The sequence below is a fragment of the Rhizobium sp. EC-SD404 genome (assembly GCF_902498825.1).
Taxonomy (GTDB): domain Bacteria; phylum Pseudomonadota; class Alphaproteobacteria; order Rhizobiales; family Rhizobiaceae; genus Georhizobium.
Genome location: NZ_LR701459.1, coordinates 3145326 through 3170118, shown reverse-complemented (window position 1 = coordinate 3170118; position 24793 = coordinate 3145326). Strand labels below are relative to the sequence as shown.

Sequence of the window (24793 nt, the reverse complement as noted above, 5' to 3'; positions counted from 1 at the left end):
TGATACGTCGAATCACGCCGAAATTGCTTTCCATTTCGTCGTGGCTTGTTACCCTCTGCGCATGGTCATCGGCGCGCTCAAGCATGGCAGCAAGGAACGCAGCTACCTCGACGGGCAGCTGCTGATTGCCATGCCGCATATGCTGGACACCAATTTCGATCGCACCGTGATCTACCTGTGTGCGCATTCGAGCGACGGAGCCATGGGCTTCATTCTCAATCGGCCGCAGCCGATCACCTTCTCGGATCTTCTGGTCCAGCTGAACGTGATCAAGAGCACCGAGGCGATCCGCTTGCCGCGCCGAGCGCAGACGATTTCTGTGCAGGCGGGCGGCCCGGTCGAAACGGGGCGCGGCTTCGTTCTGCACAGCGACGATTATATCGGCGATTCCACCATGCCCGTTTCGGACGAGATGTGCATGACCGCAACGGTCGATATCCTGCGCGCCATTTCGCAAGGCCGTGGCCCGCATCGCGCCATGATGATGCTCGGCTATGCCGGCTGGGGCCCAGGCCAGCTGGAAATGGAAATCAGCGAAAACGGCTGGCTGACCTGTCCGGCAACCGACGATGTCGTGTTCGACCGGGCGATTTCCGACAAGTACGAGCGCGTTCTGGCGTCCATGGGCATCGATCCCGCGAGACTGTCACGCGAAAGCGGTCACGCCTGAGAGGCTGATCAGCTTGCCTTGGAAAGCGGGAAGCGTTCGCGCAGCAGCTGCTTGATGGCCGGCGCACGCATGGCCGGGCCGAACAGGAAGCTCTGGCCGAAATCGCAGCCCATCTCGAACAATTCGCCCGCATCCTCGTCGTGCTCGATACCCTCGGCGACGACCTTCATGTCCAGATCCTTGGCCATGGTGATGATCGAGCGCAGCAGCACCGTGCGCTTGTCGCTGGTGTCGCGCACGAGCGACTGATCGATCTTCAGCGTGTCGAAGGGGAAACGCGTCAGATAGGCGAGAGAGGAATGCCCGGTGCCGAAATCGTCAAGTGCCAGACCGATGCCGATCTCGCCCATCCGGCCGAGAACGAGCGCCGCCTGTTCGGGATTTTCCATCACGACGGACTCGGTAAGTTCGAGCTTCAGGTGATGAGGCTTGCAGCCGGTCTTCGTCAGCGCCGCCCGCACGTCGTTGCAGAGATCGTTGCGCAGGAGCTGCGCACTGGAGATGTTCACGGAAACAGAAACCGGAACTTCGCCGACTTCGCCCTGCCAGTCCTTCAGATCCGATGCGGCCTGTTCGATTGCGAAGAGACCGAGCGCGAAGATGAGGTCCGAGCTCTCGGCGATTGGGATGAATTCCGATGGTGGGATGGCGCCTCGGCGCGGGTGTTCCCACCGCATCAGGGCCTCGAAACCAACGATCTCGCCGTCCTCCAGGCGCACGATCGGCTGATAGGCGAGCCCCATCTCGTTGCGTTCTAGCGCCCGGCGCAGGTCGGATTCCAGATGCAGCTTATCCGTACCGACCGTCTTGAAGGCAGGGCGGAAGGGTTCGATCCGGTTCCCGCCCTGACGCTTGGCGTGATACATGCCGAGTTCGGCATCCTTCATGAGATCGTAGGCCGAGGTGCTGTCGTCGACGAACGAGACGAGCCCGATCGAGGCAGTCAGAATGATTTCCCGCTTGGCGAAGACGATCGGCACCATGATCGCCTTGTTGATCGCCTCGGCGAGCGCCGCGACCTTCGCCGGCGCCTGCTCGGAGAGAAGTATGAGGCCGAACTGATCGCCGGTGATGCGGGCAAGCGTGTCCTGCGGCTTCAGAAGGCGCTTCAGACGACGGGTAATCGTCAGCAGGATCGTATCGCCGGCCGACATACCGAGATTGTCGTTCACCTGTTTGAACCGGTCGATGTCGATCATGAACACCGTCGGGCGCATGGCTTCCTGAGAGGCTGACATGCGGGTGAGGGCATCCAGCCGGTCGAGGAACAATTCGCGGTTCGGCAGGCCCGTCAGATTGTCGTGAACCGCATCGTGGAGCAGGCGCTCCTCCGAGCTCTTCTGCTCTGTCACATCGATCATCGTGCCGACGCAACGGATGACTTCGCCGTTGGAACCGACGACCGGGCGCGCGCGCAGCGACATCCAGTGATAATGCGCATCCTCGGCACGAAGACGGAACTGATGGTTCAGCCGGCCCTTGCGGTGCTCCAGCATCACGTCGAGCGCGCTGCGGAAGCGGTCGCGATCGTCGGGATGGATCTGCGGCAGCCAGTTGCGGGCAGGGCCGTTCAGCGAACCGTCGGCCAAGCCGAGCTGCCCGGAGATATCGGGGATCGTGACGACCCTGTCGCGCGCCACGTCCCAATCCCAGACGGTATCGCCGGCACCGCTGAGCGCCAGAGATTGCCGTTCCAGATCGCTGAAAAGGCCCTGTTGCAGGACGCCGCCGGCAAAGGCGTGCTGCATGACCGTGAAGCCGATCAGAAGCACGATGAGCACGAGGCCGCCGCCGAGCGCGGGCTGGATGATGTCGTTGTCGAGCTGGCCCGTCACCGTCATCCATGCCCCGAAGAGCCAGACAAGAATGAGCACCCAGGTCGGCACGAGCATGATTGCCCGGTCGTATCGGTTGAAGCCGAGATAGGCGATGAGCAGGAGGCCGACGACGCCGGTCGTGGCGAAGGAAATGCGCGCGAGGCCTGCCGCGATCGCAGGATCGTAGATGGCGACGCCGAAGATCAGGCCGAGCGCGATGATCCAGGCGAGCGTCGCGTAGCTGAGATTGGTGTGCCAGCGATTGAGGTTGAGATAGGTAAAAAGGAAGATGACGAGCCCGGTCGCAAGGAACACTTCCGTGCCCGCCCGCCAGATGCGTTCATCGGCCGGCGTGACGCTGATCAGCTTCGACAGGAAACCGAAATCGACGCAGATATAGGCCAGCACCGCCCAGGCGAGCGCAGCCGTTGCCGGCAACATCGACGTGCCCTTCACGACGAAGAGAATGGTGAGGAACACCGCGAGAAGGCCGGCAATACCGAGCACGATGCCCTGATAGAGCGTGAATGCGTTGACCGTATCCTTGTAGGCATCCGGCTCCCACAGATAGATTTGCGGCAGTTCCGGCGACGAGAGTTCGGCAACGAAGGTGACGATCGATCCCGGATTGAGGGTGATCTGGAACACGTCTGCATCGGGGCTTGCCTGGCGATCGAGCGCGAACCCCTCGCTCGGCGTGACAGAGATGATGCGCTGCGAGCCGAGATCGGGCCAGATCATGCGCGAGCCGACGAGCCGGAAATGCGGCGCGACGATCAGGCGGTCGAGCTGTTCGTCTGAAACGTTGGCGAGCGAGAAGACGGCCCAGTCGCCCGAGTGCTCTTCGGACGAGGCCCGCACTTCGATGCGACGCACGATGCCGTCCGTTCCAGGCGCTGTGGACACCTGGAACGCCTCGCCGCGATGGGCATAGATGTCGGTGACTGCCGTTAAGTCGAGCGCGGTTTCGTCGCGGGATATGGCAACGGGATCCGCAGCCCGTGCAAGGCCCGGCAGCATGGCTGCCAACAGGCCTGCGAGCATGAGGACTATCGAAATCAGGGCGATAGCGGGCCGGCTGTTGCTGTCCGTCCTAATCATCGAGCCTCGATCTTCATCACAGTCGAACCCGCATCCGCGGAGTGCGGATCGGTCTCGAGACGGCTTGAAGCCGCATCGTTCGTCAAGCGTGCGTAGAGCAGGTGGTCACGCCATACGCCGTCGATCTTGAGGTAGCCCCTCATGTAGCCTTCCCGGCGAAATCCGGCCTTTTCAAGGAGCCGAATGCTTCGCTCGTTATCGGGGATACAGGCTGCCTCGATGCGGTGCAACTTCAACTGCGAGAAGATGTGGGGAATGAGTGCCTGGAGCGCTCGCGACATGTGCCCCTGGCCGGCATAACGCTCGCCCATCCAGTAGCCGACCATGCAGCTTTGTGCTGCTCCGCGGCGGATGTAGCCGATGGTCAAACCGCCCATCAGCTCGTCGTTCGACTTGCGGAACAGAAACATCGGGATCGCGTGCCCCTCGGCGAAATCACGCTCGTAGCGACCGATCCGGCCGAGAAACGATACGCGCGACAATTCATCGGGCGACCAGCTCGGCTCCCAGGGCTGGAGAAATGCGCGGCTTTCCATCCGTAGCGCGCGCCAGGCGGCAAAGTCCGAGCGTGCAGGGAAGCGCATGTAGCTGTCGGGCGTCTCGATCGGAAGCGGATCGCTGCGTCGAGACAGGAAGCCGAACACGACCGTGCCTTAACCGGTCGCGGTCAGGCGCTGGCGGCGCGCGCGGAAGCGGCGCCTCCACCGCCCGTCGAGAGGCTGTCTCGGATTTCTTCGAAGGACGGCAGGCTTTCCAGCGGTCCGATCGCGGAAATGGTCGGCACGGTGTCGAAGAATAGCCGTCCGGCAAGGTCCGTCAGGCGCGCCGGGGTCAAATTGGCGAGCCGATCCATCAGTTCCTCGTTGGGGATGGGGCGCCCGTAAAGCAGCATCTGACGCGCGATCTGGCTGGCACGGGCGGCAGGACTTTCCTGCGCCATCAGCAATTGCGCGCGTGTCTGCGCCCGCGCACGGTCGATCTCCTGCACATCGACGCTTTCGGTGACGTTGCGCAGTTCCTCGATCAGAACCGGCACCAGTTCCGGCAGGTCGTCGCCACCCGTTGCCGCATGGATGCCGAAGACGCCGCTGTCGGAAAAGCCCCAGTGGAACGCGTAGACCGAGTAGCAGAGGCCACGCTCTTCCCGCACCTTCTGGAAGAGGCGCGAGGACATTCCACCGCCGAGCACGTTGGCGAGGAGCTGCGAGCAGTAGAAGTCGCGCACATGATAGGCGCGGCCCTCGAAACCGAGCAGGAATTGCGCATCCATGAGATTGCGGGATTCGCGATAGTCGCCGCCGATATACTTCGCCGGCGTGACGAAGCTGTTGTCGGTGCCGCCCGTAGGGATCGAGGCGAAACGCTGTTCGACCTGGCGCACGAAGCTGTCATGATCGATCGCACCCGCGGCGACGATGATCATCCGTTCGCTCGTGTAATGGCGGTCGAGATAATGGCGCAGATCCTGCGGCGTGAACGATTTCACCGTCTCGGGTGTGCCGAGAATGGCGCGGCCGAGCGGCTGGTCGCGGAACGCGACTTCGGAGAACCGGTCGAACACGACATCGTCTGGCGTATCGTTGGCAGCGCCGATTTCCTGAAGAATCACGTGCTGTTCGCGCTCGAGTTCTTCTTCCTCGAAGCTCGATTCGGTGAGGATGTCGGCGAGAATATCGACGGCCAGCGGCACGTCGTTCTTCAGGATGCGCGCGTAATAGGCGGTCGTTTCGACAGAGGTTGAGGCGTTGACCTCGCCGCCGACATTTTCGATCTGCTCGGCGATCTGGCGGGCGGTGCGACGCGCCGTGCCTTTGAAGGCCATGTGTTCGAGCAGATGGGCGATGCCGTGCTGATTTTCAGTCTCGTTGCGAGAACCGGCCTTGATCCAGACGCCGAGCGCGACGCTCTCCAGATGAGGCATCAGTTCGGTCACGACTGTCAGGCCGCTTGCAAGCCGGGTACATTGTACGCTCATGAACTCTCAGTCTTTCTGCGCCCGGCCATCGGCGGCACGGGCGTTGGCGAGGATATAGGCCTCGACCGCGGAAAGGTCGCCCGGCAGCGTATCGAAGCGCTCCTCCCTGTCCATGAGATCAGAGAGCCACGCCGGCAAGGCCGGGTCAATACCACACGCAGATTTTACGGCGTCTGGGAATTTGGCCGGGTGTGCGGTGGCAAGCGTGACCATCGGTGCCTGCGCCACCGATTCGCACGCTGCGACATGCATGCCGGTCGCAGTGTGCGGATCGATCACCATGCCGGTTGTCTTGAACACGGAGCCGATCGCGGCCGCGACCTCGTCCATGGAGGCGCGTCCGGCGCCGAAGCCCGCGCGAATTTCCGCGAGCGCATCGGCTTCGATGTCGAAGGCGCGAGACTGTTTCAGCCGCGCCATTGCCTGCCGGACCCGCTCCGCGTCCCGGCCCAGTGTTTCGAACAGAAGCCGTTCGAAATTGGACGAGATCTGGATGTCCATGGACGGCGAGGTGGTGGCGACGACCGACTGCATCTCGTAGCGGCCGGTCTGGATTGCGCGGGCGAGAATGTCGTTCTCGTTGGTCGCGACCACCAGCCGCTCGACGGGAAGGCCCATGCGCTTGGCTGCGTAACCGGCAAAGATATCACCGAAATTGCCGGTCGGGACGGTGAAGGAGACAGCACGATCGGGTGCGCCGAGCGAAACGGCCGACGAAAAGTAATAGACGATCTGGGCCATGATGCGTGCCCAGTTGATCGAGTTGATGCCCGACAGCCTGACCCGGTCGCGGAACGGTGCGTCGGCGAACATCGCCTTCACGAGGTCCTGGCAGTCGTCGAAATTGCCCTCGATCGCCAACGTGCGGACATTGGCCGCCGTGGTCGTCGTCATCTGGCGCTGCTGCACCGGCGAGACGCGGCCCTTCGGAAACAGGATGAACATGTCGGTCCGGTCGCGGCCGGCAAAGGCCTCGACCGCAGCGGCGCCCGTATCGCCCGAAGTCGCGCCGACGATCGTGGCGCGCTGGTCGCGCTCGATCAGCACGTGGTCCATCAGGCGCGCGATCAACTGCATCGCGACGTCCTTGAACGCCAGCGTCGGACCGTGGAAGAGCTCCATCAGGAACCGGTCCGAACCGGTCTGCACGAGCGGCACGATCGCCTGGTGGCGGAAAGTGGCATAGGCCTCGTCGATCATCCGACGCAGATCGGTGGAAGAAATGTCGTCGCCGACAAGCGGATGCATCACGGTGAAGGCGATGTCCTGGTAGCTCTTTCCGCGCATGGCCTTGATGTCGGCTGCGGAGAAATGCGGCCACACGCGTGGTACATAGAGGCCGCCATCGTCGGCGAGGCCGGCGAGCAATGCATCGCTGAAGCCGAGAGCCGGAGCGTTGCCCCGCGTCGAAACATAGTCCACCGATTGATTCCCATGTCTGCGAAGAGAGTGGCCGCCGTAAACGGTCGCGGCGACCTATAGACCATCGCCGCGGTTCAAGGAAAGGCCGATGGATACCGTTGCGGACCGGCGTGGTCAGGCCGGGATATGGTTAGCAAGCCGTTTGATGCGGAGCGCGCCTCGTGTATATCGTCCACCAACCGGTCAGAACGGAGGCTCTTGTCTGTGTCAGTTCTCAATCTTCGTCGTGGTGCTGCGCTGATGTCGCTGGTCGCCCTTGCGGCCTGTTCCCCCTCGGGTGGGGGCGGCGGTACGTTGGCCACTGCAGTGCGTGGCGGGCCGGATACGGCCGCGGCAACGACGCCGGTGGTCCAGGGCACGTGCCCGACCGTCGGACTTCGCGACGGCACCGCTTTTTATCGTACCTATGCCGGCAGCGACCAAAGCGACGACTCGCAGGTCCGCTATCAGGTCTCGCTGGCTGAAACGACGCGGCAGTGCACGCTGAGCGGCGGCGAAATCGTGATGAACGTCACCGCTGCCGGCCGCATCGTCGTCGGCCCGGCGGGTGCGCCCGGCACGGTCCAGATGCCGATCCGCGTCGCGGCGATCCGGGGCGAAGAGGTTCTCTACTCCCAGCTCACCAATTTCTCGGCCACGGTCGATCAGGGCAGCGGGCAGTTTCTCTTCTCGGACGCGAATGTGCGCATTCCCGCCACCAACGTGCGTGGCGTCCGCGTCTTTGTCGGATTTGATGAAGGTCCGTACGATACGCCGTAAGCGCGTCGACCCGAACGACCAAACTCAGATGAGTTCCGACCAGCCGGCAAGCGCCTTCACGGTTGCCGGCAGATCCGCCATCCGCGACACGACCGTCTGGGCGCCCGCATCCATCAATCGGCCGGCAAGCGCCGGGTAGGCGTGCGAGGCGCCGGTGAAGCCGATGACGCGCATGCCCGCGGCCTGCGCCGCAGTCACGCCGTGCACTGAATCCTCGATCACGACGACGCGGGCAGGGTCTGCCTTCATCTGCTCGGCGCCGTGCAGGAAGATGTCCGGCTTCGGCTTGGTGCGGTTTTCGCCGAGTGACTTGGCCGAATAGATGTTCGGCGCAAAACTGTCCCATAGCTGCGTGCGCTTCAGCATGATCTCGAGCCGCTTCGTCGAGGAATTCGAGCAGATGCACCGCGGCGCATCGAGCTGGCGCAGTGCGGACGCGACGCCGTCGATCGCCTTCACGCTCTTGGCCAGCCGCTCGTCGAGAAGTTTCTCGGATTTTTCCAGAAGCGTCGCCTGAAGCGGGATCGACGCTTCGCGCTCGACCGTCAACAGGATATCCTTCCAGGTCAGGCCGGCGAAGCGCTCGGCCATCTCGCCGGCCTCGATCGGGTAGCCTGCCTCGGTCAGGATACGCGCCTCGACTTCGGCCGCGATGATCTCGGAATCGACGAGCACGCCGTCGCAATCGAATATGATGAGGTCCAGTCCGTCCATGGCGCGCAGGCTTTCTCACTCGACAATATTTGGAATTTGCGGCCCGCATATCATGGCCCGCCGCCTTCGAACAACCGTCGCTCCTGCATGGCCCGTCTTTGATCGGCGCATAATTCAGGCCAGCTTCAGGGTTTCGTAACCATATTCGTCAACCATGAGGTCAAGTTGTTCCGAGTAATGCGTAACCGGGTATCCAATGGCCTCCGTGATTGCCTCCGCCGCCCGCGTCAGGGCGACCAATCCAAAGCCGTCCAGTTCGACGGATGTTCCCATCAATACGATCCTGAAAGGCGATTGCGTCGCAGCGCTCGAGAAGCTGCCGTCGCAGTCCGTCGATCTGATCTTCGCCGATCCGCCCTACAATCTGCAACTGGGCGGTGATCTGCATCGCCCGGACCAGTCGAAGGTCGACGCGGTGGACGATCACTGGGACCAGTTCGCCTCCTTCGAGGCCTACGACGCCTTCACCCGGGCCTGGCTGCTCGCCTGTCGCAGAGTGCTGAAGCCAACCGGCTCGATCTGGGTCATCGGCTCGTACCACAACATCTTCCGCGTCGGCGCGACGCTGCAGGATCTGAACTTCTGGATCCTGAACGACGTCGTCTGGCGCAAGACCAACCCGATGCCGAACTTTCGCGGGCGTCGTTTCCAGAATGCCCACGAGACCCTGATCTGGGCGAGCCGCGATCCAGACTCAAAGGGCTACACATTCAACTACGACGCGATGAAGGCGGCCAATGACGACGTGCAGATGCGCTCGGACTGGCTGTTCCCCATCTGCTCGGGCGGCGAGCGGATCAAGGACGAGGACGGCCGCAAGGCGCACCCGACCCAAAAGCCGGAAGCACTGCTTGCTCGCATCATGATGGCCTCATCGCGGCCGGGCGATCTCGTGCTTGATCCCTTCTTCGGGTCGGGAACGACGGGTGCCGTCGCTAAGCGGCTGGGTCGCAATTATGTCGGAATCGAACGCGAACAATCCTATATCGACGTTGCCGAGCGGCGCATCGCTGCAGTCGAACCGCTCGGAAAAGCCGAATTGACGATTGTTTCGAGCAAACGTGCCGAACCGCGCGTTGCCTTCAGTGCGCTGGTGGAATCCGGATTGATCCTTCCGGGCACCGTGCTCACGGACCAGCGCGGCAAGTACAGCGCGATCGTCCGCGCCGACGGCACGGTGACGAGCGGCGGCGAAGCGGGCTCGATCCATCGGATCGGCGCGAAGGTCCAGGGCTTCGAGGCCTGCAATGGCTGGACGTTCTGGCATGTGCGCCGCGATGGACGTCTGGATCCGATCGACGCGCTGCGCCGCATTGTCCGCGATCAGATGGCGATCGCCGGCTGATCGAAAGACTTCATAGGCAGCGTCGAGAAGGACGCCGCCCTCAGAACCCCTCGGCGGTGTGAGTACCTCCAGTCACGTCGAGAGGCCGAAACGCTCAAGGTCCGCCTTGAGCGTTTCTGCGTTCTTGAAGTGAATGGCCTGCCAACCGGCGTCGATCGCGCCCTGAACATTGACCAGCGTGTCGTCGATGAAGAGCGATGCCGCGGGGTCGAGCCCGAAGGTCTCGGCATGGATGTCGTAGATCGCGCGATCCGGCTTGATGACTTTGATCTCGCCCGAAACCGTGACGCCGCGCGGTTTGTTGAGGAAATCGAAGCGCTTTCTGGCCTCGGCGAACGTATCGGCGGCAAAGTTGGTCAGCATCGTCACGTCATGGCCGGCATCGATCAGTCCGAGCATGATGTCCACGCTGTCCTGATAGGCATGCGGCACCATCTCGTGCCAGTGTTGCCTAAAAGCGCGGATGTGTTCGGCGTGATCCGGATGCATGGCGATCAGAAGCGTCTCCGCCTCTTCCCATGTGCGGCCGCGATCCTGTTCGATGTTCCATTCGTTGGTGCATATCTCGGCGAAGAAGCGCTGCCGCTCGGCCTCGTCGGGGATCAGGCGCTTGTAGGGCAGGTCGGGATCGTAGTGGATCAGCACCTTGCCGATGTCGAAGACGATGTGGCGGATGGCAGTGGTCATGCGATTGTGTCCGGTCTCGAGACTTGAAGATTGCGGGCTAGAAGATGTGGGGGATAGCGCAGGCGAGCGCCTTCTTCATGACAGTCGGCAATGCTTCATCCGAAATTTCGCTGCGCGCCGACCACCAGCCGACGCTCTCGGCTGGCCTTGCGGGAAGTTCGACGCGGTAGACATCGAGCCGCAATTCGAAATGCGTGAAGACGTGCTTGATCGTGCCGGCAAGCTTCCAGGCTCCCGGGAACGGCGCGGCCTCGACCGAAGTATCGCCATCGAGACGCGCCGTGAACGCGGAGGTCGGCACTTCGCTCATGCCGGCGAGGAGCCCGGTCCCAGGTCGTTTCCGAAGCAGAACGGCGCCAGCGGGATCGACCGCGACGAAGGCCGCCGCACGTCGGACCGGCTTTTCCTTCTTTGCCGCCTTCAGCGGAAATCGCTCCGGATCGCCATTGCGAAGCGCCATGCAGCGGTCGCGCAGCGGGCAAAGGATGCAGGAAGGCCGTCGCGGCGTGCAGATCGTCGCACCGAGATCCATGGTCGCCTGCGCAAAGTCTCCCGGACGGTCGTCGGGAACCTCAGTCGCCACCAGCCTCCGGATTTCGGGCTTGGCGGCGGGCAGGGGCGTCTCGATGGCGAAAAGCCGGGTAAAGACCCGCTCCACATTGCCGTCGACGACGGGTTCGGGGCGGTTGAAGGCGATCGCTGCAACGGCGCCGGCGGTGTAGTCACCCACGCCCGGCAGCGAGCGCAGACCGGTGGCGTCTGATGGAAACTCGCCGCCATGATCATGAACGACCGCTTCGGCCGCGCGCTTCAGATTGCGGGCGCGCGAGTAGTAGCCGAGCCCGGCCCAGGCCTTCAGCACGTCTTCTTCATCGGCCGCGGCGAGATCGGTGACCGTCGGCCACAGCGCAAGAAACTTGGCATAAAAGGGTCCGACAGCCTGCACGGTGGTCTGCTGCAGCATGATTTCCGAGAGCCACACGCGATACGGATCGGCACGCTCTCCCGCCTGTTGCCGGCTAGGTGTGACCCGCCATGGCAGCTCGCGGTGGTGCCGGTCGTACCAGGCGAGCAGGGCATCGGCGATGCTCTGGGACGGGGCGGGTTGCGCGTCGGACAGGGTCACTCAGGCCAGCCTTTCGGCAGCTGCGCCGATCCTGTAAGGATGTGGGGATTGAAGCTTCATCACCGGCTCGATACCACGGCCTTCAGCCGCTTTCCACGGGAACGACAAGCCGAGATGCGACGCAAAACGCTCTTCCAGATCGCCGAGATCGCCAATGGCCTCGTCGATCCGATCCTCGCCAAGCGGGCGGGCATCAACACCATGCTGCTCGGCTCCTGGGAAGATATTGCAGGGCCGGAATTCGCAGACTGCACGAAGCCGGAAAAGATCGTCTGGCAGCGACGCGCCAGCGAAGGGCAGGCGGATGGCGGCTTCGAGCCGGGTACGCTCGTCGTTGCCTGCGAAGGCGCGCGCGCCCTTTTCCTGAGCCATCAGCTTGGCGAGTTCATCGACAGGATCAACGGCTTCTTCGGCTTTCCGGCGGTCCAGCGCATCAAGATCGTCCAGAAGCCGGTGGTCTCCATGAACCGGCCGAAGCGCCGGGCTTTGCCGCTGCCGCAGGACAAGGCACAGCATCTTTCGAGAATGCTCGGCGACATCGAGGACGATCGTCTGAAGGCCGCCCTGGAGAAGCTTGGGCGGGCGGTCATGACGCAAAAGAAGCACGGTTAGGCTCACGCCTTGTTGAAGCGCTCAAGCGCCGGCTCTCTTGTTCCGCCACAATTGTCACTATATCGGTCGGTGAACCCGCAGTTGCTAAAAAGGTTGAACGCTTCATGACGAACCGCACCACGACGCTAACCGCCACGCGCAAGACAGTCGCGCGCCTCGCCGCCGTGAGCCTCGTGGCGCTCGCCGTCGCGGCCTGCGCCGAGGAAGCCAATTCGCAAACGGCATCCAGCGAGACGCCGATCGAGCTTGCTCAGGCCGACACTGGCTCGACTGCTGCCGTCGAAGCGCCCGCATCGCAGGGAAGCGTCGACATGGAAGCGGTGCTTGAGGAAGGCCCTCTGCCCGACATGGTTCTGGGCGAAGCCGATGCGCCGGTCACGATCGTCGAATACATGTCGCTGACCTGCCCGCATTGCGCATCGTTCCATAACGAGACCTTCGCTGAGCTGAAGGAAAAGTATATCGACAGCGGCCAGGTTCGCTTCATTGTGCGAGACTTCCCCTTCGATCCGCGCGCTGCCGCTGGTGCGATGCTCGCCCGCTGTGCGCCTGAGGGACAGTATTTCCCGATGGTCGACATGCTGTTCGAACAACAGTCGAGCTGGGCTGCTGCACAGGATGCACGCGGAGCACTGCTTCAGATTTCGCGGATGGCCGGTTTTACACAAGAGTCCTTCGAGGCTTGCTTGACGAACCAGGAACTTCTGGATGATGTGAATGAAGTCAGGCAGAAGGGCGCAGAGGAATTCGACGTTCAGTCCACGCCGACCTTCCTCATCAACGGCGAACGCTATGCGGGGAACATGTCGATTGACCAGATGTCCGCGATCATCGACGCCAATCTCTGACCGCACATTTTCAGTTTCGGAAAAGGCGGATGCGCTCGCGCGTCCGCCTTTTTCTTTGAGCTCATCTTTCGTCATGCTGGAACGTGACGGATGAGGTTCACAAAGCTTCGCCTGATCGGCTTCAAATCCTTCGTCGAGCCGTCCGAATTCATCATCGAGCGCGGCTTGACCGGCGTCGTCGGTCCCAATGGCTGCGGCAAGTCCAACCTCGTGGAAGCGATCCGCTGGGTGATGGGCGAAAACTCCTACAAGAACATGCGCGCGTCCGGCATGGACGACGTGATCTTCTCGGGATCCGGCAATCGTCCGGCGCGCAACACGGCCGAAGTCGGGCTCTACCTCGACAATTCGGACCGCACGGCACCGGCTGGTTTCAACGACCAGGACGAAATCCAGGTAACGCGCCGGATCGAGCGGGAGGCTGGGTCCGTCTACCGCATCAACGGCAAGGAAGCGCGAGCCAAGGACGTGCAGCTGCTCTTTGCCGATGCCTCGACCGGCGCGCGCTCGCCGTCGATGGTGGGGCAGGGCCGTATTGGCGAGCTCATCCAGGCAAAGCCCCAGGCCCGCCGCCAACTGCTGGAAGAAGCAGCCGGCATTTCGGGATTGCATTCCCGGCGGCACGAGGCGGAACTGCGCCTGCGGGCAGCCGAAACGAACCTCGAGCGCCTCGACGACGTGACCGGCGAGCTGCGCAGCCAGATCGATAGCCTGAAGCGTCAGGCGCGGCAGGCGAACCGCTTCAAGCAGCTTTCCGCCGACATTCGCGCCGCCGAGGCGACATTGCTGCATATCCGCTGGGTTGGCGACAAGAAGGCTGAAGGCGATGCTCAGTCCGTCCTTGCGCAGGCGACGCGCACGGTGGCCGAGCGGGCGCAGGCGCAGATGGAAGCGGTGAAGGCTCAGGCCATCGGCGCGCATCGTATCCCCGAATTGCGCGACGCGGCCGGAAAGGCCGGGGCCGCGCTGCAGCGCCTGGAAATCGCCAGGACTCAGCTCGACGCCGAAGCCGATCGCATCACCCGCCGCCGCAGCGAATTGCAGCAGCGGTTGGCCCAGCTCGTTCGCGACATCGCCCGCGAAGAAGCGCTGATCACCGACAACAAAGGCGCGATCGCAAAGCTCGATACCGAGCAGGCCGAACTGAAATCGTTGCTGGCCGCATCCGTCGATCTCGAAACACAGACGCAGGCGGCGGTCGAACGAACTGCAGGTGCTCTGGCCGAGGCGGAAGCGGTCGTCGCCGCGATCACTGCCGAGCGGGCGGAGGCTGCAGCCGCGCGCAATCAGCTGGAGCGCAGCCTGCGCGACTTGAGCGAGCGGGAAGCGCGCACGGCCGGGCAACTGCGCGCGATCGAGAAGGAACGCGACGAGATCAATGCGAAGATCGCCGGCTTGCCCGATCCGGAAGCGAAACGGCAGGCGCTGGAGGCCGTGCTGGCCGAGGCGGAAGTGCTGCGGCTTCAGCTGGCCGATGCGGAAACCGCGCTGGAGCGGGCCCGTGAGCGCGAGCCGCAGATGCGCGGCCCGCTCGACAATGCGCGCGCGGCGCTGAACGCCATAGAGACGGAAGCGCGCACCATCCGAAAGATGCTCGCGGGCGGTGCGGGCGCCGGCGACTATCCGGCCGCCGTGGAAAGCATGCGGGTCGACCGCGGCTTCGAGAAAGCCTTGGGGGCTGCACTTGGCGACGATCTCGACCAGCCGCTCGACGAGCGCGCCCCAGCCTACTGGCGTTTGACCGGCACAGGCGAGGCAGATGGTGACCTGCCGGAGGGCGTTGAGCGGCTGGCAGACCATGTCGATGCGCCCCCGGCACTGGCGCGACGGCTGCGGCAGGTGGGGCTCGTCGAAGCTTCGAACGGACCGCGCATCCAAACGCTGTTGAAGCCCGGGCAGCGGATCGTGTCTCGCGACGGGGCCTTGTGGCGCTGGGATGGTTTCGTGGCCGGGGCGGACGCGCCGACGGCAGCGGCACTCAGGCTCGAACAGAAGAACCGGTTGGCCGAGCTCGATGCGGAAGCCGTCTCTGCCTCCGAGAATGTCGAGAAGGCCGACGCCGCTCTTAACGCTGCCAAGGCGGCCGTTCAGGCGTCCACGGAAGCGATGAAGCTTCTGCGCAGCAAGCGCGACGAGGCGGCACGGCACGTCGATCGTGCGCGCGACGTATTGCAGGACGCCGAGCGGGCGGCCGGCCAATTTGCGAGCCGCAAGGCGGTACTCGATGAAACCACTGCCCAGACGTCCGCCACGCTCGCCGAACTGAGCGAAGCGTCGGCAGAGGCAAGGGCGCAGCTTGCCGAAGCGCCGGATCTTTCGGCCCTCGATCAGCGCTTGTCCGCTGCAACGCTCGTACTGGCGCAAAGCCGCACGGCCGCAGCGGAAGCTCGGTCACGACACGATTCGGGCTTGCGGGAGAAGGAAGCACGCGGCCGCCGCGTCGATGCCATCGACGACGAGCGCAGGGCGTGGATGGAGCGCGCCGCCGGTGCCGAAGCGCACATTGCCGAGCTCAAGAAGCGCCAGGAAGAAGCGACCGCCGAGGCCGAGACGCTCGACACGTCGCCCGACGACATGGACGAGAAGCGCGCAGCACTTTCCGGGCAGTTGAAAGAAGCCGACAGGTTGCGGCGCGAGGCCCGCGACCGGCTGAATGAGGCCGATGCCCGCCAGAAGAAGCTCGACCAAGGCGCCAATGACGCCCTTTCCGCGCTGGCCACGTCGCGCGAGGAGCGCGGACGGGCGGAAGAGCGCCTGCACGCCGCGCGGGAACGGCGCGACGAGATCGAGGCGCGCATCCGCGATGCGCTTGGCTGCCATCCGCACGAGGCAATCCGGCACACCGGGCTTGCCCACGACCAGCCCTTGCCCGACGCGATGGTGACCGATCGACGGCTGGAGCAACTGAAGGTCGATCGCGAGCGGCTCGGCGCCGTCAATCTTCGAGCTGAAGCGGAAAGCCAGGAGTTAACCGAGCGGCTAGACCAGATCGTCGGCGAACGTGAAGACGTGATCGAAGCGATCCGCAAGCTGCGCGGCGCTATCCAGAGCCTCAACCGTGAGGGTCGCGAGCGCCTGCTTGCCGCCTTCGATGTCGTCAATGCGCAGTTTCAGCGGCTTTTCACGCATCTCTTCGGTGGTGGAACGGCGGAGCTGCAATTGATCGAATCCGACGATCCGCTGGAGGCAGGGCTAGAAATCCTCGCCCGTCCGCCCGGCAAGAAGCCGCAGACCATGACGCTGCTTTCTGGCGGCGAGCAGGCGCTGACGGCGATGGCGCTGATCTTTGCGGTGTTCCTGACGAACCCGGCACCGATCTGCGTGCTGGACGAGGTCGATGCGCCGCTCGACGACCACAATGTCGAGCGCTTCTGCAACCTGATGGATGAGATGGCGGCATCGACCGAGACGCGCTTCATTCTCATCACCCACAATCCGATCACCATGGCGCGCATGAACCGGCTTTTTGGCGTCACCATGGCCGAGCAGGGCGTGTCACAGCTAGTCTCGGTCGATCTCGAAACCGCCGAGCAGATCCGCGAGGCGAGCTGAGCCGCCTAAAGTGCAGCAAAGTCGAATTTGCGCATTTCCTGAAACTTAACGCCTGATCGGGCATGCTACGAGTGATTTGAAATTGTCGGAGAGCATGATGCTTCCAGGCAAGCGGCGTGAGCCGAGACGGCGCTGCGAGATCGATGTAGAAGTCAGGCATGGCGAGCGCGTCCATCGCGGTCGAGCCTTCGATTTATCGCGCACCGGCATTTCCATTCGGATCAGTGCCTACGCATCGCTGAACAAGGGCGATGAAGTCGACATTCATTCTCCAGAGCTTGGTTGGCTGCAGGGTCGGATCGTGTGGCGGTCGCCACAGCGCATCGGCGTCATGTTCAAGAACTCGACCAACACCACGGCCAAGGTCGAATCGTTCTTCCGGTCGGGGGCGCTCGCCCGCGCCTGATCGGCCGACGCCGTCCCCTGCTAACTCTTCAGACGATGGTGCACACCACCAAAGAGACCGTTTATTCCGGCGTAGATATTCTATAAGCGCACTGCAGACGGTTCGACGTCCAACGGGAGAAGCTGGATGGCAAAGTGGGTCTATGGTTTCGGCGACGGCAAGGCTGAGGGTAGCGCTTCCGACCGTAATCTCCTCGGAGGCAAGGGCGCCAATCTCGCAGAGATGTGCGGTCTGGGGCTTCCCGTGCCGCCAGGTTTCACCATCACGACCGAGGTTTGCAAGTGGTTCTACGATCACGGCAAAGCCTATCCGGAGACGCTCGAAGCGGACGTCGATGCCGCGCTGGCTTCCGTCGGTCAGTCGGTCGGCCGTGAGTTCGGTGGCCAGGAAAAGCCGCTGCTCCTTTCCGTGCGCTCCGGCGCGCGCGCATCGATGCCGGGCATGATGGACACCGTCCTCAATCTCGGCCTCAACGACGACACGGTCGTCGCTCTCGCCAAGGATGCCGGTGACGAACGCTTCGCCTACGACAGCTACCGCCGCTTCATCCAGATGTATTCGAGCGTCGTTCTCGATGTCGAACACGAGCATTTCGAGGAAATCCTCGAAGATGCCAAGGCGACGCTCGGCTACGAGCTGGACACCGATATGAGCGCCGCCGACTGGCAGGGCGTGATCACGCGGTTCAAGGCATTGGTCGAGCAGGAAACCGGCGCACCGTTCCCGCAGGAGCCTTCCGCCCAGCTATGGGGCGCGATCGGCGCGGTGTTTTCGAGCTGGATGAACGCACGCGCGATCACCTACCGACAGCTCCACAACATTCCCGCCGCCTGGGGCACTGCCGTCAACGTGCAGGCGATGGTGTTCGGCAATCTCGGCAATACCTCGGCGACGGGCGTGGCTTTCACGCGCAATCCATCGACCGGTGAGAAGCGGCTTTACGGCGAGTTCCTCGTCAATGCGCAGGGTGAGGATGTCGTCGCCGGTATCCGCACGCCCCAGGACCTGACCGAACAGGCGCGCATTGAGTCCGGTTCCGACAAGCCATCGCTTGAAAAGCTGATGCCGGAGACGTTCGGCGAATTCACCGCCATCTGCGACCGGCTGGAAGCGCACTACCGCGACATGCAGGATGTGGAGTTCACGGTCGAAAGCGGCAAGCTCTGGATGCTGCAGACGCGCTCCGGCAAGCGGACGGCGAAGGCCGCTTTGAGGATTGCCGTCGACATGGCGGCGGAAGGCGTCATCACCCCGAACGAGGCCGTGTGCCGCGTCGATCCCGCATCGCTCGACCAGTTGTTGCATCCGACCATCGACCCGGGTTCGACGCGCGACGTGATTGCCAAAGGCCTGCCGGCATCGCCGGGCGCGGCGACCGGCGAGATCGTGTTTACTTCCGAAGATGCCGTAGCCAAGGCCAAGGAGGGCCGGCCCGTTATCCTCGTTCGCATCGAGACGAGCCCGGAAGACATCCACGGCATGCATGCCTCGGAAGGCATTCTGACGACGCGCGGCGGTATGACGAGCCACGCGGCTGTCGTTGCCCGCGGCATGGGAACGCCCTGTGTCTCGGGTGCAGGCGGCATCCGCGTCGACATGAAGGCGGAAACGATCCAGACGCCGTCCGGACTGCTGAAAAAGGGCGATGTGATCACGCTCGACGGTTCGACCGGTCAGGTCATCCGCGGCAAGGTGACCATGCTGCAGCCCGAACTCTCGGGCGATTTCGGCAAGCTCATGGAGTGGGCCGACGCCGCGCGGCGCATGAAGGTGCGCACCAACGCCGAAACGCCGGCGGACGCTAAAGCCGCGCGCTCGTTCGGTGCCGAGGGCATCGGGCTTTGCCGCACCGAGCACATGTTTTTCGAAGGCAAGCGCATCGTGGCGATGCGCGAGATGATCCTCGCCGACAACGAAGAAGGCCGCCGCGAGGCGCTTGCCAAGCTCCTGCCGATGCAGCGCTCGGATTTTGTCGAACTGTTCGACATCATGGCGGGCCTTCCCGTGACGATCCGATTGCTTGATCCGCCGCTGCACGAGTTTCTGCCCAAGACGGACGAGGAAATCGCGGAAGTCTGCGAGGCGATGGGTGTCGCCGAGGACCTGCTGCGTGAACGCGTCGAGGCGCTGCACGAATTCAACCCAATGCTCGGCCATCGTGGCTGCCGCCTGGCAATCTCCTATCCCGAGATCGCGGAGATGCAGGCGCGCGCGATCTTCGAAGCGGCCGTCGAAGCTGCCGGCAAGGCGGGTGAGATGGTTGTGCCCGAAGTCATGGTTCCGCTGGTAGGCCTGAAGAGCGAACTGGACTTCGTGAAGGCGCGCATCGATGCCGTGGCCGAAGAGGTGATGGCAGAAAACGGCGCCCGCTTCGATTATCTGGTTGGCACGATGATCGAACTGCCGCGGGCCGCCATTCGCGCCGGCTCCATCGCCGAGACGGCGGAGTTCTTCTCCTTCGGTACGAACGACCTGACGCAGACGACCTTCGGCATTTCGCGCGACGATGCCGCCACCTTCCTGCAAACCTATCAGCAGAAGGGCATCATCGAACAGGACCCGTTCGTCTCCATCGACATCGACGGCGTCGGCGCGCTCGTGGAAATCGCGTCAAAGGCGGGACGGGCCGAGCGGCCAGACATCAAGCTCGGCATTTGCGGCGAGCATGGCGGCGATCCGTCCTCAATCGCGTTCTGCGAAGCGACCGGGCTCGACTACGTGTCGTGCTCGCCGTTCCGCGTGCCGATCGCACGGCTTGCGGCGGCGCAGGCCTCGATCCGCGGAGCACAGTCCGAATAGGCTGGTTTTCCGATCCGGTCGGGGTGCCGCGCAAGGCATCCCGGCCATACGCTTGAAGGACAGCGCCTTTCAGAGCGACCGGAAACGGTCGCAATAGTCCTTTACCCAGGACACCGGCTTTCTGCCGAACCGCCATTCCGTGCCCCAGCGCTTTGCGCCGTCTTCCAGAAGCAGCGAGTGGTAGTCCGGCCGCCCGTGGAATGTCAGTACGCTAAAGTCTCTTGGACGGGCAGGGGTTGTGAAGACGTAGTTCAGCGGCCAGTGCCAGGCGCAATGCCGCTTGAAGCTGCCGCACCAGGAGTTCGGCCAATAATGCCGGTCTTTGGCATGCGCATCGATGAAGATCTGGTCGTTCCGATAGGTCGTCATCACGCCTTCGGGATCTTTCTGGAACATTGACCAGAGATGAGGCTGCTCGCCTGCGCGAAAACCGACCACGGACGAATTCGAGCCCCGGTTCGGCCGCCACTTGACCGGAAGGGCGCGCCAGATCGTCGGGTTCCATTCCCGAATGACGTGCAGTCCGCCAACAGCCGCGATGCGATCGAACATCCGCGCCAGATCTCCGGTGATCATGACGTCGAGATCGAGGAAGAGGACCGGTGTGCCGATTGCGATGATTTCCGGGATGAACATGAAAAGCTTGGGGAACATGCCGTGCGTCCAGACGGACCGGTCGATCGGCATGTCGGGGATCGGGCGCGTCTCGATCGTGTTCAGAAGTCCGCTGCTTTCATCGGTGAAGCACAGAAAGCGGAACCTGCGCCCGGCCATTTGGCTCTCCGCAGCCCGGTAGAGCGTGTTGACATAGTCGGAGCCATATCGATCGCCCCACTTCAGCGTGAGTATCGTCGGATCGGCAGTTGTGGACATAGCGTTCAATGGAGCGCACCCGAAAAGAGCAGAGCGGGCCCACCGATTGACGTTCGGCAAGCCACACAGACGGGCTCAGCGGCGCAGTGGAGGCGTCGGGGAGTCTGTAATCCGGCACATAGCACCGGCGATATGCAAAATGAACGGAAATATTCCGTCCTTCTTACATACCGCTCAGCGAAGCGCCTTCAGGGCTCTGACGAGCTCAAAGATGTTGGTGGAGCGTCAGAAAAGCCTCGGCGAAACGGGCAAGGTCGGCCGTTTCCTCCGTGACCATGTCGACGCTGACCGATGAGCCATCTTCGCTCAGCAGCACGAAAACGACCGTGCCACCCGCTCCGATCGGCATGCTGAGGGCTGCGATGCGCTGCTTGCCCTCCAGAATGCCGGATGCCGGAAGATCGAACAGGTAGGTGCCGCCGAGTGCTCGTGTGACTTCGCGGACACTGTCTGCGAAACCGTTGGCACAGGGTTGAGCGCTGTCGAGCGCCATTTCGAGTTCGAGAAGATCAAGAGCGTAGTCGCGACGCGGTCGCGGCAATAAGGGTGCTGCATTGGCGGAAACGCCGGCCGCGGCCGACGGGATAAAGGTCCCCATAGGTCTCTCCGTACCTGAACCAAACCAGACCCGCCCCGCGAGCTTTCGCCCACGCGCTTATACATTTCGGCAAAGCTTGGCTTAACTGTGGCAGCTAGAGCTTGAGTACCGGCTGACACGATGGGCGGGAGTCGGATAAGAGCAGACAGGGGCAGGCAAGGAGAAGCATTTGATCCGGACGGCGGTGCGATACGAACGGCCAGGGTCGAGAAGCGGGGCATGGGCCGGCCGCTTGGGCGTCTTCGGCATCCTGCTGTTCGGCTTCGCCGCAACGGGCCAGCGCTTCGGAATGCTGCAGACCGACAATTTCGTAGCCATCACCGCCTTGTCCGTGCTTTTCGCGGCGCTTGCGCTGCTGCTTGGGCTTGTCGGTATCTGGCGTTTGTGGTCGGTCGGCGCCAAGGGCGGGCGGTCTTCCTTCTGGGGCATGATGCTGGCGCTGGCCGTGGTCATCCCATCGGCGATCGGGGCGGCACAATTCATCGAAAAGCCTTACCTGCGCGACATCTCGACCGACAGCCTCGACGAGCCCCAGTTCCTGCGCGAGCCGGTGTTCGCAGAAAGCTGGCTGTCCAGCATGGTACCGCCCCGGCGGGAACCGACCTTGGCGGAACAAACCGCCGCCTATCCCGGATTGACCGGGCGTCGCTACGAAGGCGCGATCGATCGCGTCTCCACCGCCGTCGCGACCGTCCTCGACCAGCGCGGCATCGTCATCGTCGAGACGGAGGGGTTCAATCCCGTCGTCCCCGCCGAACTTCCCGAACTGGAGGAAGAGGCGACTGTCGAAGACAACGCGGTCGAAAGCACGCCGCCGCCCGAAATCGTCAATCCGCCGCTGCCAATGCCGGCGCCGCGCGATCCGCTGACGGCGGCTCCGATCGTGCGACCGTCGAGGGCGGTCATCCAGGGCGAGGCGTCGACCCCGATCCTTGCCATCAAGTCCGATGTCGTGATCCGGCTCATCGAGGAGGTGGAGACGACGCGCGTCGACATGCGGTCCTCCACCCGTCACGCCGGCCATGATCTGGGCTTGAATGCCGGCACGATCGAGCGGTTTCTGACGGCGTTGGATGCCGAACTGCTGGGCGTCGCGGTCGATTAGCATCGCGTCGCTAGGCGATGTAAAGGAATGTTAGTGATCCGATTTCATCAGGAGACGCAGGCATGAATCGGTTCACAGGTGGGTGCTTGTGCGGCAATGTCCGGATCGTGGCTTCGGGAGAACCCTACCGAGTTGGTCTTTGTCACTGCCGCGACTGCCGCAAGCATCATGGCGCTCTGTTCCATGCATCTGCAATTTTCCCTCAAGATGCAGTGTCGATCGATGGCGAAACACAAAGCTATGCTGGGCGGTTCTTCTGTCCTCGCTGCGGGTCGTCCGTCTTCGCTCGCAGCGCGGACGAGATTGAAGTGAGCCTCGGAGTTCTGGACGATACCGACCAACTGATCCCGACCTACGAACTCTGGACAATCCGTCGTGAGTCGTGGCTGCCGCCGTTTCAGCTTGCCAAACGATATGAAGGCGATCGTGATGGAACGGGTCGCGAAGAGTAGGATCTGAGTATTTCGGGGATTTCCGCAGCCCACCTCGCGTGATCGAATATCGCTCTCGAAACCGCATGTCCGGGGTCATCTCCGGTCTCGATCATCACGATCTGCATGCCGGCGATGCGCATCAGGGTGCTTGATGCCGCGCGGTACACGGTAACGCATCAGGCCGGCAGATAGATCGCATCGATGGCCGGGGGGCCGTCGGTGGTGACGGCGCCGCGCGCCACGAGGTCTTCCAAATGGGCGAGCACGGACAGAGCAGCCGCCCCGTGAAGCCGTTTGTCTGTCTCCCGGTAAATCACCGCCACGATATCGGCGACCGTGCGGTCGCCTTGTCGGACCCGCTCGAGGATCGCCGTTTCGCGCATCCGCCGATGGGTCTTCAGCCCTCTGAGAAACGCGCGAGGCTTGTACACCGGGCCGCCATGGCCCGGCAGATAGAGGCGGTCGTCGCGTTCCAGCATCCGGTCGAGGGACGCCATGAAATCGGACATCGCACCGTCCGGCGGGGCCACGATGGTCGTTGCCCACGCCATCACGTGGTCGGCCGAAAAAACCACGCCATCCTCCAGCGCGAAAGCGGCATGATTGGCCGTGTGGCCTGGCGTGTGGATCGTCGTCAGGCGCCAGCCGTCGCCGTCGATAACCGCACCGTCTTCGAGCGAGAGATCCGGTATGAACTCCATGTCAGAGGCCTCTTCGAGCGGATTGACCTCGCCGAGATAGAGCGGGCGTGCGGCCCGGTGCGGTCCTTCAGCAATCACCATCGCGCCGGTGTCTTTCGCAAGGCGCCGCGACAGGGGCGAATGATCCCGATGGGTGTGGCTGACGGCGATATGGCTGACCGGCCGGCCGGCGATCGCGGCGATGAGGGCCTGATAGTGCGATTCCATCTCGGGACCCGGATCGATGACGCAAAGCGTCTCCGTTCCGACGATGTAGCTGTTGGTGCCGTGGAAGGTGAGAGGCCCCGAATTCGGTGCGGTGATCCTGACGACACCCTCCGCCACCGGCACGGGCGTCCCATGAGCAGGCTCGAATTTGGTATCGAAGGTGAGGGACATCAGCGTTCTTTCGGGGAGCCTTGGGGGAGGATGGTTGCCGCTCCTCGCCCTTGGCAATATAGGAAGAGTCACGGTATTCGGCGATCGACGCTGCGCCCCATTTGCATGAGGAACCATTCATGGCAACCGCACTGACCTCCCGCTCTCTCGTTTCAACCGCATTGCCGCAGTCCGGCACCGGCCGCATCGTTGCCCAGATCATGCTGGCTGTCGCCGGCACGTTGCTCCTGACGGTCTCCGCCAAGGCAAAGGTCGTGTTCGGACCGGTCGACCTGTCGCTGCAGACGCTCGCCATCTTCCTGATCGCCGCAGCCTTCGGCATGCGCCTCGCCGTTGCGACGCTTGTTCTCTATCTCGCCCAGGGCGCCATGGGTCTGCCCGTGTTCCAGAGCACGCCTGAAAAGGGCATCGGCATCGCTTACATGCTCGGCACGACCGGCGGCTATCTCGCCGGCTTCGTCGTCATGGCGGCCATCGTCGGCTGGGCCGCGGATCGCGGCTGGGATCGTAACCCCTTCAAGTTTTTCGGTGCGATCGTCGTTGCCGATGTCGTCATGCTCGCCATGGGCTTCGCCTGGCTGGCACTGCTGATCGGAGCCGAGCAATCCTGGCAGTTCGGTGTCGTTCCGTTCATCGTTCCGGACCTGATCAAGGCTGCGCTCGCAGCATCGATCGTGCCCGCGATTTGGGGCCTGATCGCCAAGTTCACCCGCTGATCCAATCCAGTCGGTACACAATCCAGAGGAGGCCGCGCGGTGCGTGGCCTCCTTTTTTGTGACGGGCTGCAAGAATATCTTTCCGAGCCCATCGGCAAACTTGCAATAAAATCTCTCGGATCGCGTGTCGGCTTTCGATAGCGTGCTGCCAATTG

At 63.1% G+C, this 24793-nt stretch carries 21 protein-coding genes; 11 read left to right on the top strand and 10 right to left on the bottom strand.

Translation table 11 applies throughout. The annotated features are described in order from the left end of the window. Positions 1-61: 61 nt before the first annotated feature. Entirely contained in the window at positions 62-670 is a 609-nt protein-coding gene (locus tag GC125_RS16100; protein WP_151987998.1) for a YqgE/AlgH family protein, read from the top strand. Positions 671-678: 8 nt separating this feature from the next. On the opposite strand, the gene GC125_RS16095 is transcribed toward GC125_RS16100, so the two are convergent. The 4 genes from GC125_RS16095 to thrC form a co-directional block, all read right to left on the bottom strand. Continuing rightward, positions 679-3531 carry an EAL domain-containing protein gene (locus GC125_RS16095; RefSeq protein ID WP_286165541.1) on the bottom strand — a complete coding sequence of 951 codons (2853 nt, stop codon included), beginning with the start codon at positions 3529-3531 and terminating at the stop codon, positions 679-681. A 53-nt stretch (positions 3532-3584) separates the two neighbouring features. Then, a complete protein-coding gene (locus GC125_RS16090) occupies positions 3585-4172 on the bottom strand; it encodes a GNAT family N-acetyltransferase (RefSeq protein WP_151987996.1) in 588 nt (195 codons plus the stop codon). Between the two features lie 83 nt (positions 4173-4255). After that, positions 4256-5563, bottom strand: coding sequence for a M16 family metallopeptidase (locus GC125_RS16085; RefSeq protein ID WP_151986574.1), 1308 nt, complete (start codon positions 5561-5563; stop codon positions 4256-4258). A 6-nt stretch (positions 5564-5569) separates the two neighbouring features. Further along, the gene (gene thrC / locus GC125_RS16080; protein ID WP_151986573.1) at positions 5570-6985 is read right to left on the bottom strand and encodes a threonine synthase; all 1416 of its coding nucleotides are present in this window, start codon (positions 6983-6985) and stop codon (positions 5570-5572) included. Positions 6986-7189: 204 nt separating this feature from the next. Between thrC and GC125_RS16075 the strand changes: the two genes are divergently transcribed. Further along, positions 7190-7744 (top strand): hypothetical protein, encoded by a 555-nt coding sequence (locus GC125_RS16075; RefSeq protein WP_286165539.1) that lies wholly within the window; start codon positions 7190-7192, stop codon positions 7742-7744. 24 nt (positions 7745-7768) lie between these two features. Here GC125_RS16075 and GC125_RS16070 read toward each other — a convergent pair whose 3' ends face one another. After that, entirely contained in the window at positions 7769-8458 is a 690-nt protein-coding gene (locus tag GC125_RS16070) for an HAD family hydrolase (RefSeq protein ID WP_151986572.1), read from the bottom strand. Between the two features lie 196 nt (positions 8459-8654). Between GC125_RS16070 and GC125_RS16065 the strand changes: the two genes are divergently transcribed. Then, entirely contained in the window at positions 8655-9803 is a 1149-nt protein-coding gene (locus GC125_RS16065) for a site-specific DNA-methyltransferase (protein ID WP_151986571.1), read from the top strand. Between the two features lie 72 nt (positions 9804-9875). On the opposite strand, the gene GC125_RS16060 is transcribed toward GC125_RS16065, so the two are convergent. Continuing rightward, entirely contained in the window at positions 9876-10490 is a 615-nt protein-coding gene (locus GC125_RS16060; protein ID WP_151986570.1) for an HAD family hydrolase, read from the bottom strand. 37 nt (positions 10491-10527) lie between these two features. Further along, on the bottom strand, positions 10528-11616 hold the full coding sequence (gene mutY, locus GC125_RS16055; protein WP_286165538.1) for an A/G-specific adenine glycosylase: 1089 nt from the start codon (positions 11614-11616) through the stop codon (positions 10528-10530). 114 nt (positions 11617-11730) lie between these two features. On the opposite strand from mutY, the gene GC125_RS16050 reads away from it, so the two are divergent. The 5 genes from GC125_RS16050 (at position 11731) to ppdK (ending at position 19833) form a co-directional block, all read left to right on the top strand. Further along, positions 11731-12228, top strand: a complete 498-nt coding sequence (locus tag GC125_RS16050) for a DUF721 domain-containing protein (protein WP_151987990.1) — start codon at positions 11731-11733, stop codon at positions 12226-12228. Positions 12229-12332: 104 nt separating this feature from the next. Beyond that, on the top strand, positions 12333-13076 hold the full coding sequence (locus tag GC125_RS16045) for a DsbA family protein (protein ID WP_151986569.1): 744 nt from the start codon (positions 12333-12335) through the stop codon (positions 13074-13076). A gap of 90 nt (positions 13077-13166) precedes the next feature. Then, a complete protein-coding gene (gene smc, locus GC125_RS16040) occupies positions 13167-16628 on the top strand; it encodes a chromosome segregation protein SMC (RefSeq protein ID WP_151986568.1) in 3462 nt (1153 codons plus the stop codon). 97 nt (positions 16629-16725) lie between these two features. Continuing rightward, positions 16726-17034: a PilZ domain-containing protein gene (locus tag GC125_RS16035; RefSeq protein ID WP_199864612.1), complete on the top strand. Its 309-nt coding sequence runs from the start codon at positions 16726-16728 to the stop codon at positions 17032-17034. A 126-nt stretch (positions 17035-17160) separates the two neighbouring features. Next, positions 17161-19833 (top strand): pyruvate, phosphate dikinase, encoded by a 2673-nt coding sequence (gene ppdK, locus GC125_RS16030; RefSeq protein ID WP_151986566.1) that lies wholly within the window; start codon positions 17161-17163, stop codon positions 19831-19833. A gap of 69 nt (positions 19834-19902) precedes the next feature. Here the strand turns inward: ppdK and GC125_RS16025 are convergent, their stop codons facing one another. Beyond that, positions 19903-20715 (bottom strand): hypothetical protein, encoded by an 813-nt coding sequence (locus GC125_RS16025; RefSeq protein WP_210251657.1) that lies wholly within the window; start codon positions 20713-20715, stop codon positions 19903-19905. Between the two features lie 196 nt (positions 20716-20911). Next, entirely contained in the window at positions 20912-21304 is a 393-nt protein-coding gene (locus GC125_RS16020; RefSeq protein WP_151986564.1) for a hypothetical protein, read from the bottom strand. Between the two features lie 232 nt (positions 21305-21536). On the opposite strand from GC125_RS16020, the gene GC125_RS16015 reads away from it, so the two are divergent. Both GC125_RS16015 and GC125_RS16010 read left to right on the top strand, forming a co-directional pair. After that, the gene (locus tag GC125_RS16015; RefSeq protein WP_151986563.1) at positions 21537-22409 is read left to right on the top strand and encodes a DUF1499 domain-containing protein; all 873 of its coding nucleotides are present in this window, start codon (positions 21537-21539) and stop codon (positions 22407-22409) included. A 62-nt stretch (positions 22410-22471) separates the two neighbouring features. Continuing rightward, positions 22472-22861: a GFA family protein gene (locus GC125_RS16010; protein ID WP_151986562.1), complete on the top strand. Its 390-nt coding sequence runs from the start codon at positions 22472-22474 to the stop codon at positions 22859-22861. 158 nt (positions 22862-23019) lie between these two features. On the opposite strand, the gene GC125_RS16005 is transcribed toward GC125_RS16010, so the two are convergent. Further along, entirely contained in the window at positions 23020-23922 is a 903-nt protein-coding gene (locus GC125_RS16005; RefSeq protein ID WP_151986561.1) for an MBL fold metallo-hydrolase, read from the bottom strand. Between the two features lie 119 nt (positions 23923-24041). On the opposite strand from GC125_RS16005, the gene GC125_RS16000 reads away from it, so the two are divergent. Beyond that, positions 24042-24638 carry a biotin transporter BioY gene (locus GC125_RS16000; RefSeq protein WP_151986560.1) on the top strand — a complete coding sequence of 199 codons (597 nt, stop codon included), beginning with the start codon at positions 24042-24044 and terminating at the stop codon, positions 24636-24638. The last annotated feature ends 155 nt before the right edge of the window (positions 24639-24793 follow it).

What these genes read in the sequence shown, in the direction of transcription:
- GC125_RS16035 (WP_199864612.1), top strand. Translation starts at nt 16,726, where the DNA reads ATGCTTCCAGGCAAGCGGCGTGAGCCGAGACGGCGCTGCGAGATCGAT.
- GC125_RS16005 (WP_151986561.1), bottom strand. Translation starts at nt 23,922, where the DNA reads ATGTCCCTCACCTTCGATACCAAATTCGAGCCTGCTCATGGGACGCCC.
- GC125_RS16050 (WP_151987990.1), top strand. Translation starts at nt 11,731, where the DNA reads ATGCGACGCAAAACGCTCTTCCAGATCGCCGAGATCGCCAATGGCCTC.
- GC125_RS16010 (WP_151986562.1), top strand. Translation starts at nt 22,472, where the DNA reads ATGAATCGGTTCACAGGTGGGTGCTTGTGCGGCAATGTCCGGATCGTG.
- GC125_RS16000 (WP_151986560.1), top strand. Translation starts at nt 24,042, where the DNA reads ATGGCAACCGCACTGACCTCCCGCTCTCTCGTTTCAACCGCATTGCCG.
- GC125_RS16060 (WP_151986570.1), bottom strand. Translation starts at nt 10,490, where the DNA reads ATGACCACTGCCATCCGCCACATCGTCTTCGACATCGGCAAGGTGCTG.
- GC125_RS16065 (WP_151986571.1), top strand. Translation starts at nt 8,655, where the DNA reads ATGGCCTCCGTGATTGCCTCCGCCGCCCGCGTCAGGGCGACCAATCCA.
- GC125_RS16095 (WP_286165541.1), bottom strand. Translation starts at nt 3,531, where the DNA reads ATGCTCGCAGGCCTGTTGGCAGCCATGCTGCCGGGCCTTGCACGGGCT.
- GC125_RS16020 (WP_151986564.1), bottom strand. Translation starts at nt 21,304, where the DNA reads ATGGGGACCTTTATCCCGTCGGCCGCGGCCGGCGTTTCCGCCAATGCA.
- GC125_RS16100 (WP_151987998.1), top strand. Translation starts at nt 62, where the DNA reads ATGGTCATCGGCGCGCTCAAGCATGGCAGCAAGGAACGCAGCTACCTC.
- ppdK (WP_151986566.1), top strand. Translation starts at nt 17,161, where the DNA reads ATGGCAAAGTGGGTCTATGGTTTCGGCGACGGCAAGGCTGAGGGTAGC.
- GC125_RS16045 (WP_151986569.1), top strand. Translation starts at nt 12,333, where the DNA reads ATGACGAACCGCACCACGACGCTAACCGCCACGCGCAAGACAGTCGCG.
- GC125_RS16085 (WP_151986574.1), bottom strand. Translation starts at nt 5,563, where the DNA reads ATGAGCGTACAATGTACCCGGCTTGCAAGCGGCCTGACAGTCGTGACC.
- smc (WP_151986568.1), top strand. Translation starts at nt 13,167, where the DNA reads ATGAGGTTCACAAAGCTTCGCCTGATCGGCTTCAAATCCTTCGTCGAG.
- GC125_RS16070 (WP_151986572.1), bottom strand. Translation starts at nt 8,458, where the DNA reads ATGGACGGACTGGACCTCATCATATTCGATTGCGACGGCGTGCTCGTC.
- GC125_RS16090 (WP_151987996.1), bottom strand. Translation starts at nt 4,172, where the DNA reads ATGCGCTTCCCTGCACGCTCGGACTTTGCCGCCTGGCGCGCGCTACGG.